This is a genomic window from Leifsonia sp. fls2-241-R2A-40a (genome assembly GCF_030209575.1).
Classification (GTDB): domain Bacteria; phylum Actinomycetota; class Actinomycetes; order Actinomycetales; family Microbacteriaceae; genus Leifsonia.
Map to the genome: position 1 here is coordinate 1,971,018 of NZ_JARVRS010000001.1, position 14,499 is coordinate 1,985,516.

Below are 14,499 nucleotides of genomic sequence, written 5' to 3' on the forward strand. Positions count from 1 at the left end.
GCCCCGCGCGAGAGCCAGGTCCTACCGCGCCGCCTCCGACGGTGCGCCCTCACGCGTGATGATCGCGGCGTCTCCGTCCTCGTCGAGCTTCGCGCGCAGCGGCTTCCGGAAGGCCCGCGTCAGCACCAACAGGGTGATGATGCCGATGGTCAGCCAGACGATCCCGTAGGTGAGCGCATCCAGGTGGAGGTTCGCCCAGAGAACACCGGTCAGCAGCATCCCGATGCCGGGCAGCACGATGTTGCGGACCACCTGCTTCGCACCGCGCCGCTCCCGGCGACGGATGGCGAAGTGGATGATGACCGTCGCGTTGACGACGGTGAACGCGATGAGGGCGCCGAAGTTGATCATCGACGAGACGAACTCGAGGGTGAAGGCGGCGGCGAGCAGCGAGACGACGCCGACGAGCAGCACGGCCGTCGCCGGGGTGCGGAAGCGCGGGTGGATGTACGCGAGGGTCCGCGAGACGCGGCCGCTGCCGTTGCGGGCCATGACGTAGATCATGCGGGAGACGCTCGCGTGCGACGCAAGGCTCGACGCGACGGCCGCGGCGACGGCGGCCGAGATGAACAGGATCTGGAAGAACAGGCCGCCGGTCTTCAGCGCGATCTCGGGCAGCGTGTCGTCGGTGAAGTGGAACCCGGCCGTGGTCGGGAAGCGCGACTGCGCGAACCACGCCGCGATGAGGAAGATGGCGCCGCCGATCAGCAGGGCCAGCACGATCGCACGGGGGACGGTGCGCGCATCCTTCGCCTCCTCCGTGTACATGGTGATGGCGTCGAAGCCGATGAACGAGAAGCAGACGACCGTCGCCCCTCCGATCACCGCGCCGAGGTGCACGCCCTGGTGGACCAGCGGGTCCAGGCTGAACGGCGTCCCGTTCCCGGCCCCTGAGTTGAGCGCCGCCCAGGTGAGCACCACGAAGACGCCGATCAGCACGATCTGGAAGACGACCAGGATGCCGTTGACGCGCGAAGTCGACGACATGCTGAACAGGTTCATCGCGGTGATCAGGGCGACGTAGCCGACCACCCAGATCCACCCGGGGACCTGCGGGAAGAACGACTCCAGGTACAGGCGCACGATGAGCGCATTCACCAGCGGGAGGAGCAGGTAGTCGAGCAGCGACGACCAGCCCACCAGGAAGCCGACGTTCGGGTGGATGGTCTCCGAGGCGTAGGTGTAGGCCGAACCGGCGGAGGGGAACACCCGCGTCATGCGGCCGTAGCTGATCGCGGTGAACACCATCGCGACGAGCGCGACCAGATAGGCGGCCGGCACGACCCCGTTCGTCTCGCCGGTGACGATGCCGAACGTGTCGAACACGGTCATCGGCGTCATGTAGCCGAGACCCAGTCCGACGATCGCCCAGAGGCCGAGGGATCGCCGCAGCGAGTTGGGTGCGGGGGTGGAGGGCACGCGAGCTCCTTCGCTCTTCTTCGGGACCGCGCCATCCTAAAGCCCAGAAGTGCGAAATCCGAATCGAGCGAAGACCATCACATCGCTGTTTGCGAGATTTTGGTGTGGATTCAGTATCGATTTGACATTTCGACAGTCGATATCGATAGTCTGCCCTCGATCGAATCTCTCGAATATCGGAGCTGATAACCATGGCCACCATCGAACGTGACGTCGTCATCGTGGGCGCCGGAGCGTCGGGCCTCACCGCCGCGACCGAACTGAAGAGGGCCGGCCTGACCGTCGCGGTCCTCGAGGCGCGCGACCGCGTGGGCGGCCGGCTCTGGACCGACGACATCGACGGCGCGACCCTGGAGATCGGCGGCCAGTGGGTCTCGCCGGATCAGGATGCGCTGCTCGAGACCCTCGCCGACCTCGGGCTCGAGACGTACTCGCGGTACCGCGACGGCATCAACGTCTACCTCGGCGAGAACGGCGAGCGCCGCACCTTCGAGGGCGAGATCTTCCCGGTCGCGCCGCGCACGGAGAAGGAGATCGTCGGACTCATCGAGCGGCTGGACGCCCTCGTCGCCGAGATCGATCCCGACCGGCCGTGGGCGCATCCGCGGGCGAAGGAGCTCGACGAGATCTCGTTCCGCCGCTGGCTCGAGACGCAGACCGACGACGAAGAGGCCCGCCGCAACATCGGGATGTTCATCGCCGGCGCCATGCTCACCAAGCCCGCACATGCCTTCTCCGCCCTGCAGGCGCTGCTCATGGCAGCCAGCGCCGGAAGCTTCTCCAACCTGGTGGACGCCGACTTCATCCTCGACAAGCGCGTCAAGGGCGGCCTGCAGCAGGTTCCGCTGCTCCTCGCTGCGCGACTCGGCGAGGATGTGCACCTCAGCGCTCCCGTGCGCACCCTCCGCTGGGACGAGTCCGGCGTGACGGCGATCGCCGACGGCGTGGAGGTGCGCGCCCGCTTCGCGATCCTGGCCGTCCCCCCGGTGCTGATCAGCCGCATCCAGTACGACCCGCCGCTTCCGCGCCGGCAGCAGCAGCTGCACCAGCACCTCTCGATGGGCTTCGTCATCAAGGTCCACGCGGTCTACGAGACGCCGTTCTGGCGCGACCTCGGCTACAGCGGAACCGCCTTCAGCCCGTACGAGCTCGTCCACGAGGCGTACGACAACAGCTATCACGGCGACCCGCGCGGCACGCTCGTCGGCTTCGTGTCCGACGAGGCGGCGGATGACGTGTTCCGGTTGACGCCGGAGGAGCGCAAGGCGCGCATCCTCGAATCGCTGTCGCACTACTACGGCGAGAAGGCGCTCGACCCGGTCGTGTACTACGAGAGCGACTGGGGCAGCGAGGAGTGGACCCGCGGCGCCTACGCCGCCAGCTTCGACATGGGCGGCCTCGCCCGCTACGGCGCCGACCTGCGCACACCCGTCGGCCCCATCCACTTCTCCTGCAGCGATATGGCGGGCAAGGGCTACCAGCACGTCGACGGCGCGATCCGCGTCGGACGCGAGACGGCGGCCGCGATCGCCTCCGCACTGGTGCCCGCGGGGGCCTGAGCGAGGGTGACCTCACGGAACGGTCACTGTCAACGCCCACGCTTTTCCAGCGCTCGACACTTATGGTGAGGACATGGCCCCTCTCCTCGGGAATGCAACCACCCGGCACAGCAACGTCTCGTTGCTCTCGGTTGCCACCACACTGGCGAATCGCGTAACCACCTCCGAGGAGATCGAGAGCCGTTTATTGCCGGTACTTCAGCGGCTGAAACTGCCGACCGGGCTGCTGGAGCGGATCGCGGGCGTCCGTGAGCGGCGCAACTGGGAGGACGGGGTCACCTTCGACTCGGCCGCGGTCGACGCGGGCCGGCGCGCACTCGCCGAGGCGGGAGTGCGTCCCGACCAGGTGGGGCTGCTGATCAACACCTCCATCACGCGCCCGCACCTCGAGCCCTCCGTCGCCGTGCGCATCCATCACGGCCTCGGCCTGGGGTCGTCGGCGATCAACTTCGACGTGACCAACGCGTGCCTCGGCTTCGTGAACGGGATGAACCTGGCCGCCGGGATGATCGACTCCGGCCAGATCGACTACGCGGTGGTGGTGGACGGCGAGGATGCCGACCAGGTGCAGGTGAACACGATCGAGCGCCTGCAGCGCGCCGGTATCGGGCGCGCCGATTTCATGAGCGAGTTCGCGAGCCTGACCCTCGGCTCCGGCGCGGCGGCCGCGGTCATCGGACGCACCGACCGCCACCCGGAGGGTCACCGGATGCTGGGAGGCGTCACCCGGGCGGCGACGCAGTTCAACGCCCTGTGCGTGGGCAGCGTCGACGGCATGTTCACCGACGCGAAGGCTCTCCTGCGGGGCGGCATGGACCTCGTGACCGCCGCCTGGAAGGAAGCGCGCAAGCAGTGGAACTGGACCCAGATGGACCGCTACATCATGCACCAGGTGTCCGACGTGCACACCGACGCCATCGTGAAGGCCGTGAAGCTTGACCGGACGCGCATCCCGCTCACGTATCCGACGCTGGGGAACATGGGGCCCGCGTCGATCCCGGTCACGCTGGCCCAGGAGGCTCCCTCGCTGAAGCGCGGCGACCGCGTCCTCCTCATGGGGGTGGGCTCCGGGCTGAACACGTCCATGCTCGAGCTCGCCTGGTGACGGCTCCGCATTCGCGGGCGTCCGTCCCGCCGCCCGGCCTGCCCGGACTCACGCCGGCCCACTCGCGCATCGTCGCGGCCGCCGGCGCCGAGTGGCACCTGCTGGACACCGGCCCGGCGCTGGAGGCGGCGGGCGTCGCACCGGTGGGCACCCTGCTGTGCGTGCACGGCAATCCCACGTGGTCGTACCTGTGGCGCGCGCTCGTGGCCGAGTCCGTGGAGGCAGCGACGATCGATCCCGGGCGGGCGTGGCGAGTGATCGCGGTCGACCAGCTCGAGATGGGGTTCTCGGAGCGCACCGGCCGCGTCCGCCGCCTCGCCGACCGGGTCGCCGACCTGGGCGCGCTCACCGACACCCTCGGCCTTGGGGGGCCCGTTGTGACCGTCGGGCACGACTGGGGCGGACCGGTCAGCCTCGGCTGGGCGGTGGACCACCCCGAGCTCCTCGCCGGTGTCGTCCTGCTGAACACCGCGGTGCACAATCCGGGTGGGCGTCCCATCCCGGCACCGCTGCGGGCCGCGCTCGCTCCGGGCGTGCTCGGAGTGGCCACCGAAAAGACGTCCGCGTTCCTCGACACGACGCTGTCCCTCGCCCGGCCCGGGCTCGCTTCCGACGTGCGCGCCGCCTTCCGGTCGCCGTACGCGTCGTCCGGTCGTCGGGCCGGTATCCGCGACTTCGTCGCCGACATCCCCGTGGATGCGTCGCACCCGAGCTTCGCCGAACTCGGCCGGATCGCCGCAGGCGTCGCCGCCCTGCGCGTCCCTGCGCTCATCCTGTGGGGTCCGCAGGACCCGGTCTTCCGGGAGACGTACCTGCGCGACCTGCTGGAGCGCATGCCGCAGGCGCACGTTCATCGCTTCGAAGGCGCGGGGCACCTCATCGCCGAAGAGATCGGGTACGCGCCGATCGTCCTCGACTGGCTCGGGGAGCGGACCGCGCGGCCGGTCGCCGACAGCTCCGGATCCCACCGGTCGGAGGGCGCGGCCGGGGAGTGGTCGAGTGAACCGTTGTGGGCGTCCATCGAGGCGAACGAGGGCAGCGATGCGCCGGCACTGATAGACATGGGCGCTGGTCCCGAGGGATCGGCGCGGATCGTCTCTTGGTCACTGCTGGCCCGGCGCGTCGACGAGCTGGCGCACGGCCTGGTGGCCGCGGGCGTACGGCCCGGCGACCGGATCGGCCTGCTGGTGCCCCCGTCCGCGGACCTCACCGCCGTGCTGTATGCGGCCGTCCGGATCGGCACGGTCGTCGTCGTAGCGGATGCCGGTCTCGGCGTGCGCGGTCTCGGCCGGGCTATCCGGGGAGCGCACACCGACGTCATCGTCGGCGCCCTCCCCGGACTCGCCGCGGCCCGCGCCCTCGGCTGGCCGGGTCGCCGTATCTCCGTCCCGACGCTGTCGCCCGCGCTGGCGCGATCCCTCGGGGTCGAGCACTCGCTGGGCGACCTGCTGCGCCTGGGACGGGAGCGGGTCGCCGTCTCGTCGGGCGGCGCACCCCTCCCGGCCCCGGCACCGTCGGATCTCGCCGCCGTCCTCTTCACCTCGGGCTCGACCGGTCCGGCGAAGGGCGTCCGGTACACCCACGCGCAGCTGAGTGCCCTGAGAGATGCGCTCGCCGCCCAGTACGACGTCGGCCCGGGCGCCGGGATCGTCGCCGGATTCGCCCCCTTCGCGCTGCTCGGACCGGCGCTCGGGGCTCGGTCGGTCATCCCGGTCGGCGACGTGACGGCCCCGCGCACCCTCACGGCGTCCGCCGTCGCGGATGCGGCGCGCTCCGCCGACGCGACGGTGCTGTTCCTGTCGCCTGCGGCGCTCGCGAACGTGGTCGCGACTGCGGACGCCCTCGACGCCGGACAACGCGAAGCCCTCGCACACATCGGCACCGTCCTCTCGGCCGGGGCACCCGTCCCGGCGCGTCTGCTCGAACGCATCGTCGCGCTGATGCCGCAGGCGACCGCCCACACGCCCTACGGAATGACCGAGGGGCTGCTGATGACCGACATCACCCTGGACGGCATCCGGGCTGCGGACGACGCTGACGCGGCAGGTCCGGGCGGCGTCTGCGTCGGTCGGCCGGTCGCCGGCGTGACCGTCGCGATCAGCCCGCTGGATGCCGACGGCCGACCGACCGCCGTTCTGACGACCGAGCCCGGCATCTCCGGCGAGATCGTCGTCGAGGCGCCGCACCTGCGCGATGGCTACGACCGGCTCTGGGCCGTGGATCGCGTCGCGAGGGCGCACAGCGCAGGCCCCGGCGCGCGCCGCCACAGCACGGGCGACGTCGGCCATCTCGATGCAGAGGGCCGGCTCTGGGTGGAGGGCCGGCTCCAGCACGTCCTCGTGACCCCCGAAGGCGTCGTCACCCCGGTCGGTGCCGAGCAGGCGATCGAGGCGGTCCCGGGCGTCCGCCGTGCCGCCCTCGTCGGCGTCGGGCCGCGCGGCGTGCAGGCGCTGGTCGCGGTCGTCGAGACGGAGGCCCGAGCCCGGCCCGGTCTCGCCGACGCCTCCCTCGCCCGAGCGGTGCGTGACGCCTCGCCGCATCCACTTGCGGCCGTGCTCACGGTGGCGACCCTGCCGACCGACATCCGCCACAACTCCAAGATCGACCGGACGGCGCTGGCGGCATGGGCGGACTCCGTGCTCCGCGGCGAAAGGGCGCACCGGCCGTGAGGGTCCTGGTCACCGGAGCGAGCGGCTACCTCGGAGGCGCGGTCGCCCAGGCGCTCGTCGCCCGCTGCGACGAGGTCCGGACCTTCCAACGGCGCCCGTCGGGGGTGGCCGGCGTGCAGGATGTGCTCGGCGACCTGACGGATCCGGGTCGCGTCCGCGCCGCGGTGGAGGGTGTCGACGCGATCCTGCACCTGGCTGCGAAGGTGTCGCTGGCCGGTCCCGTCGCCGACTTCGACCGGATCAACGTCGAGGGCACCCGCACTCTCCTGGCGGAGGCGCGCGCTGCCGGCGTGCACCGCTTCGTCGACGTGTCGTCGCCCTCGGTCGCCCACGCGGGCGACTCGCTGGTGGGCGACGGCGCGGGTCCGGCGGACCCCGCTCGCGCACGCGGAGACTACGCGCGCACCAAGGCGGCCGCCGAGCTCCTGGCGCTGGAGGCCGACGCGCCGGGGTTCGCGGTCGTCGTCGTGCGTCCGCACCTGGTGTGGGGGCCGGGGGATCCGCAACTGGTCGGACGCATCGTTGAACGCGCGCGTCAACGGAGACTGCCTCTCATCGGCTCCGGCGCCGCGCTCATCGACACCACCTACATCGACAACGCGGTGTCCGCGCTCCTCGCCGCCCTCGACCGCGCCGAGGATGTCCACGGGCGCGCGTACGTGGTCACCAACGGCGAGCCGCGTCCCGTCGCCGAACTGCTTGGCGGTATCTGCACCTCCAGCGGCGTCCCCGCTCCGTCGTGGCACGTGCCGGCGCGCGTCGCCCGGGCCGCCGGCGGTGCCGTCGAGGGCGTGTGGCGCATCCGGCCCGGACGCGACGAACCGCCGATGACCCGCTTCCTCGCGGAGCAGCTCTCCACCGCCCACTGGTTCGACCAGCGCCGCACCCGCGAGGAGCTCCGCTGGTCGCCGACGGTGACCATCGACGACGGCCTGGCCACCCTCGCGCGGTGGTCGGCGGATCAGCGGGGTGGGTACGCCGCCGGTTGACGTTTGCGCGCCGTCGGTCAATACTTAGGCACATGCCTAGGTATTCGGATGAGCTGGACGCGGTGCTCCGCGCCCTCGCGGATCCGACCCGCCGGGCCATCGTCGAACGGCTGGTCATCTCGCCTGCCGTCGTCTCGGAGCTCGCGGAGCCGTTCAACATGGCGCTCCCGTCCTTCCTGCAGCACCTCGGGGTCCTCGAGAAGGCGGGGGTGATCACGTCCGAGAAGCACGGACGGGTCCGCACGGTCAGCCTGCGCCCGGGCGCACTCGACGTGCTCCACCTCTGGCTGGGCGAGCAGAGCACCCCGGCAGAGCGCCAAGCCGACCGTCTCGGCATCCACCTCACTCGCACCACCCCGAAGGAGACCTGACATGACCCGCGTACGCATCTCCCTGTTCGCCTCGCTGGACGGCTTCACCGCCGTCCCCGAACCGACCGCCGACAACCCGATGGGCGACGACTGGGGCCGGCTGACGGCCGCCTACGCCGCGACCCGCACCTTCCGCGAGCGGATCTTCGGCGACACGAGCGGAGCCGGCACGTCGGGTCTCGACGACGCGCACGCCGCCGCGTTCTTCGAGGGGATCGGCGCTGAGATCATGGGCGCGACGATGTTCGGCCTGCACGCCTACCCCGACGACCCCGACTGGAAGGGGTGGTGGGGCGACCGGCCGCCGTTCGGCACCCCGGTGTTCGTGCTCACGCACACCGCGCCGCGTCCGTCCATCCCGATGGAGGGAGGGACGACGTTCCACTTCCGCGACGCATCCATCCAGGACGTGCTCGCCGAGGCCGTCGACGCCGCCGACGGCCGCGATGTCCGCGTCGGCGGCGGGATCGGAACGGCTCGCGAGTTCCTCCGCGCCGGCCTCGTCGACGACCTGCACGTCATGGTGGCGCCGATCCTGCTCGGCAGGGGAGCGCGCGTCTGGGACGACCTGGCCGGTCTCGACCGCACCCACGACGTGACGAGCGAAGTGGCCGAGAGCGGCACCATCCACGTCACCTTCTCGCGATAGGACCTCCCCATGACGATCGAACGCCGCCTCGCCCGCGCCGGGTTCACCCTGACCCGCGACTACCCCGTCCCCGTGGACCGCGTCTGGTCCGCCTTCGCCGAGGAGGACCAGAAGCTGGAGTGGTTCGGCACCGGCGACGGCTTCGACGCGGGGGAGTGGGCGTTCGACTTCCGTGTCGGCGGCCAGGACGTCGCCGAGGGCACGTTCCACAACGGCCCGGTCTCGCGGTATGTCGGAATCTACACGGACATCGTCGAGGGCGTCCGCATCGTCGCGACCTACGACATGTGGCTCGACGGCGAGCACATGTCGACCTCCGTCGCGTCGTTCGAGTTCGAGCCGATCGAGGAGGGCACCCGCTTCACGCACGTCGAGCACGGCGTCTTCTTCGACCGGTTCTGGGCCGACGGGATCAACCGCGAGGAGGGCACCCGTGGTCTCCTCGACACCCTCGGCCGCCACCTCGCCCGGCAGCGGTAGCAGGCCCGGAACCGTCTTTCCGCAGGATCCTCGTCGGCGTTACCATCGCCTCGCACCCCGACACACCAGACAAGGGGGATGCGATGACCGACGCCACGAATACTCCCGAGGACGAGCCGCTTCCCGTCCCTCGTGATTCGAACCGGCGCGTCGACGACGACGGCTATCCGCTCCCGCCGCTCGACGCGGACCGCACGCCCGCGCCTCCCGCGATCAGCTCCAGCTTCGGGGAGGAGGTCCCGCGCGATGCCTGACCTGCTTCCGCGGAGCATGGATGACATGCTCGCCTCGATGGGCTCCCCCGGGACCTGGGGGATCACCTGGCCGAACCCCTGGTGGCCGAGCGGCAACAGCACCTACGACGACTGCGCCGCCTGCGTCAGCTTCTACCTCTTCGGTCTCAACTCGTTCGACAACCCGTATTACACGTTCGTGTCGCAGATCCAGAACTGGGGAGCCCACGCCGGTGTCTACCACGAGGGCTCCGCAGGCATCCAGCGCGGCGATGTGATCGGGTTCGACTGGAACGGCGACGGCGACTACGACCACACCGAGATCGCGGTCGCCGTCTCGCCCGACGGTTCCGTCGTCACCTCTCGTGGCACCAATTCGAACCCCGGCGACGATATGCGCGACCGCACCCGCTCGGCGCGGTACATCCTCAGTTACATCCGGCCGCCGTACCTCGGCTCGCCGGGGCAAGGAGACGAGTTCGACATGGCCTCCCTCAGCGACCTCCAGCAGATCGTGGACGCCGCCGTCAACAACGCGGTCAACGCGGTCAACCAGTCACGACAGAACGAGAAGACCGCGATCCGGCGGGAGGGGCGCGGACGGCTGTACTACTGCCCGAACCCGCCCGCGGGTCTCCCCCATTTCGTCGTGATTTTCTGGGACCGCGCCAGCAACAACATCCTGTACGCGAACGCCGACGCCGACGGCGGCATCACTCAGGCCCGCAACTGGAACCAGCTGTACTACCAGACGGCCGACACTGTGGAGCAGGCCATGAGCGCCGGGATCGAACCCGACCGCTTCCGCAAGCTGATCGACTTCGCCCTCGGCAAGGACTCCGCCTTCACGAACCAGCTGGCGGCGCACTCGTAGGCGTGCGACGGACCGGCGATAGCGCCGGCGTCCCGACGGCCGCCTGAGGATTGCGGATGCCCACCGCGGACACGATGCCCCCGGCGGCCACCGCCACCGCGGCCGCGCCCACGAGCTGGTGGAAGCTGCCCGCATCCAGCGTCGCTCCGCCCACGGACCCCGCGAGCGCGATGGCCACGAGCCCGGCGATCCGGGACACCGCGTTGTTGACCGCGGACGCGATCCCGGAGCGTGACCGGTCGACCGCCCCCAGGATCGTGGCGGTCAACGGGGCCACGGTGATCGCCATCCCCAGACCGAACACCGCGACTGCCGGCAGCACCTCAGTGAGGTAGTCCGCGTCGTTCCCGATCCGCAGCATCAGGCCGAAGCCGGCGGCGGCGACCAGCGGCCCGACGGTCATCATCACGCGCGGACCGACCCGTCCGCTCAGGCGCCCGAAGAACGCGGAGAGCGCGATGAGGAGGATGCTCGACGGCACCATGGCGAACCCGGCGAGCGTCGCACTGTAGCCGGCGCCCTGCTGCAGGAACAGGCTCAGCGCGAAGGTGCCGACGGCCACGCCGCCGTAGACGAACGCGGTCGAGACGTTGCCGACCGAGAAGTCCCGTTCGCGGAAGATGCCCAGCGGGAGCATGGGCTGGGCGGATCGGCGCTCCCAGACGACGAACGCGACCAGCCCCGCGAGTCCCAGCGCCAGCGAGCCGATGATGACGGGGGAGTCCCACCCGAACCGGGGATGCTCGATCAGGGCGTAGACGGGGAAGCCCAGACCGACCACTCCCAGCACGGCGCCCGTCCAATCGATGCGGGTGCCGTGGGAACGCTCGGCCCCGGCGGGCAGGCCGCGCAGGAGGAGCAGGGTGACGGCGATCGGCAACAGGTTGATCCCGAACACCCACCGCCAGGAGAGCGCATCCACCAGGACGCCGCCGATCACCGGCCCCGCGATGCTCGCGATGCTCGTGACGGCCGTCCAGACCCCGATGGCCCGCGCCTGCGCCTTCCCGTCGACGAAGGAACTGAGGATCAGGGCCAGCGAACTCGGGACGAGCAGCGCCCCCGCGATGCCCTGCACGCCGCGCGCGACGATCAGGAACGCGGCCGTCGGGGCCAGAGCACAGGCTGCGGACGCGACGGCGAACCCCACGAGTCCCCAGAACAGGACCCGCTTGCGCCCGAACAGGTCGGAGAGCGAACCCGCCAGCAGGATCACCGAGCCCAGGGTGAGGAGGTAGGCGTCGACGACCCACTGCTGGGCGGCGAGGCCGCCGCCCAGCTCCCGCCCGATGGCCGGCAGGGCCACATTCACGACCGTGCCGTCGAGGAAGGCGATGAAGGTCGCGAGGATGGCAACGGTCAGCACGGTCCGCAGCTGCCTTGTCGTAGGGGCGGTCATGGTCTTCCTTCGTCAGGTCGGCGGCGCCCACACGGGTCGCCGCCAACTCTGACCGGAAAGGTGGCGCGGTTGTGACAGGGATGCGCGCTCTCCGTCGCAGCCCGGAGTCCCTCAGAGCGCGAGCGTCATGTAGACGGTGTTCGGGTCGGGCACGTGCCGACCGTACGGGTCGCAGACCTCGAACCCCGCCTTCCGGTAGAGGGCTCTGGCCGGCCGGAAGAAGTCCATGCTGCCGGTGTCCAGCGAGATGCGGCGGACGCGTCGGCTGCGCGCGTCGGCCAGGAGGTGGTACAGCATCCGGGAGGCGATCCCGGCTCCCCGGCGCGCGGGATCGGTGCGCATGCTTTTGAGCTCCTCGTGGCCCGGCTCCATGACCGCGAGAGCACCGGTGCCGACGATGTCCGAGCCCTCGTACGCGACGAAGAGCCGCACACCGGGGCGCTGCAGCGCGCTGAAGTCGAGGGCGTGGCGGCTCTCGGGTGGCGCGGTCGGCGCCAGCTCGTCGAGGTACGCCTGCAGGAACGAACCCAGCCGCGCATCGTCGAAGTCTGCCCGCCGGAACTCGATCGTCATCCCTTCAATCTAGCCAGCGGGCGCCGGCGCAGCCTGACGTCCCGGCCGCGCGTCAGCCGCTGGGCCGCGACTGCGGCGAGCCACACCACGATGAGCAGCCCCGCCACGCCGAACCCTACGGCGTTCAGGTCGAGGCTCGCGGCCCAGCTCCAGAGCGGCCCGGTGGAATCGAGCCGCCCGCCGACCACGCCGAGGAGCTCCACCGTTCCGATGACGAGTGCCACCCCGATGGAAAGCGACGTGACGGTGAGGTTGTAGCGCAGGCGGCGCCCGGGCTCGCGGAGTGCCCACCCGTAGGCGAAGCGCATGATGAGTCCGTCGGCCGTGTCGAGCAGCGACATCCCGGCCGCGAAGAGCAGCGGGAGGGCGAGCAGCGAGTACCAGGGGAGGCCGGCGACCGCGCTGGTCGCCGCAACGGCCAGCAGCCCGACCTCGGTGGCGGTGTCGAATCCGAGACCGAAGAGCAGCCCGAGCGGGAACATCTGCCACGGCTGGCGAACCCACCGCACGGCCCGGCCGAAGACCCGGACGAGCGGTCCGCCGCCTACCTGGTCGGGCTGCTCTGCGGGCTCCGCTCCGGAGGAAGCGTCGCGCATCCTTCGCATGATGCCGAGCAGTGCGACCAGGTTGACCGCGGCGATGGCGTAGAGGAACACCGCCGACACCGTCGTCCCGACGGCGCCGGTCACCTGATGAAGGGTCGAGGAGTCCGTGCGGATGGCCCCGACCAGGGCGTGAGCGCCCAGCGCGAGCGCGAGTGTCAGGCCGAACACGACGGTGGAGTGCCCCAGCGAGAACCAGAAGCCGACGGACACCGGGCGGCGCCTCCCGGCCAGGAGTGCCCGCGTCGTGTTGTCGATGGCGGCGATGTGGTCGGCGTCGAAGGCGTGGCGCAGGCCGAGCGTGTAGGCGGTGAGCGCCAGCCCCCACGCCGCACCCCGATCGGGGCGCCCGGTGCCCGTGAGGAGCAGAGTCGCTCCGGCGAGATGAAGCAGGACGATGGCGGCCGCCATCGCGCCGACCGGGCCCGCCGCACCCCGCGGCGAGCCCGCATCCCGACGGATCATCCAGACCGGCACGTGCGGGTCAAACCACGTCGACGTAGATCACCTCGACCGCGTTGTTCCCATACCCCAGCCGGTTCCACTCGGGCACCTCGGGCTGGACGTTCCCGGCGGAGTCGGTGGCGCGAACGCGAAGGGTGTGCCGGCCGACGTCGGATGCGTCCCACTCGAAGGTCCACTCCTGCCACTGGTAGGGTCCCGTCGGCGGATGCAGGTCGGCGGGGTACCACTCGCCGGCCCCGGTCAGGCTGACCTCGACGCGTTGGATGGGGCCTCTGCCTGCCCACGCCTTCCCTCGCACGAGGCACGGACCCGCCGGAATGACCGCTTCGGGCGCGGGCGAGGTGATCCGGGCGCGCACGCGCATGATGTCCACCCGCTCGGGCGGCCGATCCGGCCACTCGTACATGTAGTGGCCCGTCTGGAATTCGCCCGAGAACGGATCGGTCAGTACGTCGATGCGTGCGAGCCACTTGACCGACGTGACGGCGTACCAGCGCGGGACGATCAACCGGAACGGGGCTCCGTGGTCGACGGGGAGGGGTTCGTCGTTCATCTCATAGGCGATCAGGATGTCGGACGCGGGATCCGCGGCGAGCGGCAGAGGAAGGGCGCGCTCGAACCTCAGGTCTTCGCGGTCGATGTCTGCAAGCACTGGGGTCAGGTGGTACGCCCCGTGGTCGGCGCCCGTGAGGAGCACTTCGACCCCGCCCTCGGCCGGCTGCGCCATCGCCAGCACATCGCTGAGGCGGGCGCCCCGCCAGCGGGACGTGGACACGGCGTAGTCCCCCCACGGTTCTCCCGTCGGCAGGGGCCGCATCTGCAGCCGGCCGTTCCCCGCGCACTCCAGAGTGACGGCCTGCTCGTGCGCGGGCATCGCCTTCAGATCCTCGAGGGTGAGGGTGAGCGGGTTCGCGACGGCACCCCCGATCGAGAGCGTGCCGTCGTGCTCCGGCAGCGGAAAATTGCTGCGCACGTAGTGGAGTGCGATCGGGGTGATCCCGCCCGCCAGTGCTTCCGGCGGTGCCTCCGCGTTGTACGGCGCCGGGTTGATGAGCTGCAGGGCTGCGCGGTCCTCGCGCAACTGTTCCGTGTCCATCGGTGCTCCTTCTCTG

At 70.8% G+C, this 14,499-nt stretch carries 14 protein-coding genes; 9 read left to right on the plus strand and 5 right to left on the minus strand.

Annotation, left to right across the window (positions count from 1 at the left end; translation table 11 throughout):
* Window positions 1-21 precede the first annotated feature (21 nt).
* Window positions 22-1,419, minus strand: coding sequence for an APC family permease (locus QRN40_RS09840; RefSeq protein ID WP_285115424.1), 1,398 nt, complete (start codon window positions 1,417-1,419; stop codon window positions 22-24).
* A gap of 191 nt (window positions 1,420-1,610) precedes the next feature.
* Here QRN40_RS09840 and QRN40_RS09845 point away from each other — a divergent pair, with 191 nt between their 5' ends.
* The 9 genes from QRN40_RS09845 (at window position 1,611) to QRN40_RS09885 (ending at window position 10,348) form a co-directional block, all read left to right on the plus strand.
* Window positions 1,611-2,978, plus strand: coding sequence for a flavin monoamine oxidase family protein (locus QRN40_RS09845; protein WP_285115425.1), 1,368 nt, complete (start codon window positions 1,611-1,613; stop codon window positions 2,976-2,978).
* A gap of 73 nt (window positions 2,979-3,051) precedes the next feature.
* Window positions 3,052-4,083: a 3-oxoacyl-ACP synthase III gene (locus QRN40_RS09850; protein ID WP_285115426.1), complete on the plus strand. Its 1,032-nt coding sequence runs from the start codon at window positions 3,052-3,054 to the stop codon at window positions 4,081-4,083.
* Window positions 4,080-6,752: an alpha/beta fold hydrolase gene (locus QRN40_RS09855; RefSeq protein WP_285115427.1), complete on the plus strand. Its 2,673-nt coding sequence runs from the start codon at window positions 4,080-4,082 to the stop codon at window positions 6,750-6,752. The genes QRN40_RS09850 and QRN40_RS09855 overlap by 4 nt, the downstream gene beginning before the upstream one ends.
* Window positions 6,749-7,741 (plus strand): NAD-dependent epimerase/dehydratase family protein, encoded by a 993-nt coding sequence (locus QRN40_RS09860; RefSeq protein WP_285115428.1) that lies wholly within the window; start codon window positions 6,749-6,751, stop codon window positions 7,739-7,741. The genes QRN40_RS09855 and QRN40_RS09860 overlap by 4 nt, the downstream gene beginning before the upstream one ends.
* Window positions 7,742-7,773: 32 nt before the next feature.
* Window positions 7,774-8,112, plus strand: coding sequence for an ArsR/SmtB family transcription factor (locus QRN40_RS09865; RefSeq protein WP_285115429.1), 339 nt, complete (start codon window positions 7,774-7,776; stop codon window positions 8,110-8,112).
* A 1-nt stretch (window position 8,113) separates the two neighbouring features.
* Window positions 8,114-8,761 carry a dihydrofolate reductase family protein gene (locus QRN40_RS09870; protein ID WP_285115430.1) on the plus strand — a complete coding sequence of 216 codons (648 nt, stop codon included), beginning with the start codon at window positions 8,114-8,116 and terminating at the stop codon, window positions 8,759-8,761.
* Between the two features lie 9 nt (window positions 8,762-8,770).
* Window positions 8,771-9,241, plus strand: a complete 471-nt coding sequence (locus tag QRN40_RS09875) for an SRPBCC domain-containing protein (protein WP_285115431.1) — start codon at window positions 8,771-8,773, stop codon at window positions 9,239-9,241.
* An 83-nt stretch (window positions 9,242-9,324) separates the two neighbouring features.
* Window positions 9,325-9,495, plus strand: a complete 171-nt coding sequence (locus QRN40_RS09880; RefSeq protein ID WP_285115432.1) for a hypothetical protein — start codon at window positions 9,325-9,327, stop codon at window positions 9,493-9,495.
* The gene (locus QRN40_RS09885; RefSeq protein ID WP_285115433.1) at window positions 9,488-10,348 is read left to right on the plus strand and encodes a CHAP domain-containing protein; all 861 of its coding nucleotides are present in this window, start codon (window positions 9,488-9,490) and stop codon (window positions 10,346-10,348) included. Before QRN40_RS09880 ends, QRN40_RS09885 begins: the two co-directional genes overlap by 8 nt.
* On the opposite strand, the gene QRN40_RS09890 is transcribed toward QRN40_RS09885, so the two are convergent.
* The 4 genes from QRN40_RS09890 to QRN40_RS09905 form a co-directional block, all read right to left on the minus strand.
* Window positions 10,320-11,747, minus strand: a complete 1,428-nt coding sequence (locus QRN40_RS09890; RefSeq protein WP_285115435.1) for a DHA2 family efflux MFS transporter permease subunit — start codon at window positions 11,745-11,747, stop codon at window positions 10,320-10,322. The two genes, QRN40_RS09885 and QRN40_RS09890, sit on opposite strands and share 29 nt — an antisense overlap.
* Window positions 11,748-11,858: 111 nt before the next feature.
* Window positions 11,859-12,320, minus strand: coding sequence for a GNAT family N-acetyltransferase (locus QRN40_RS09895; RefSeq protein WP_285115436.1), 462 nt, complete (start codon window positions 12,318-12,320; stop codon window positions 11,859-11,861).
* A complete protein-coding gene (locus tag QRN40_RS09900) occupies window positions 12,317-13,399 on the minus strand; it encodes a HoxN/HupN/NixA family nickel/cobalt transporter (protein WP_285115437.1) in 1,083 nt (360 codons plus the stop codon). The genes QRN40_RS09895 and QRN40_RS09900 overlap by 4 nt, the downstream gene beginning before the upstream one ends.
* 7 nt (window positions 13,400-13,406) lie before the next feature.
* Window positions 13,407-14,483 carry a sulfite oxidase gene (locus tag QRN40_RS09905; protein ID WP_285115438.1) on the minus strand — a complete coding sequence of 359 codons (1,077 nt, stop codon included), beginning with the start codon at window positions 14,481-14,483 and terminating at the stop codon, window positions 13,407-13,409.
* Between the last annotated feature and the right edge of the window lie 16 nt (window positions 14,484-14,499).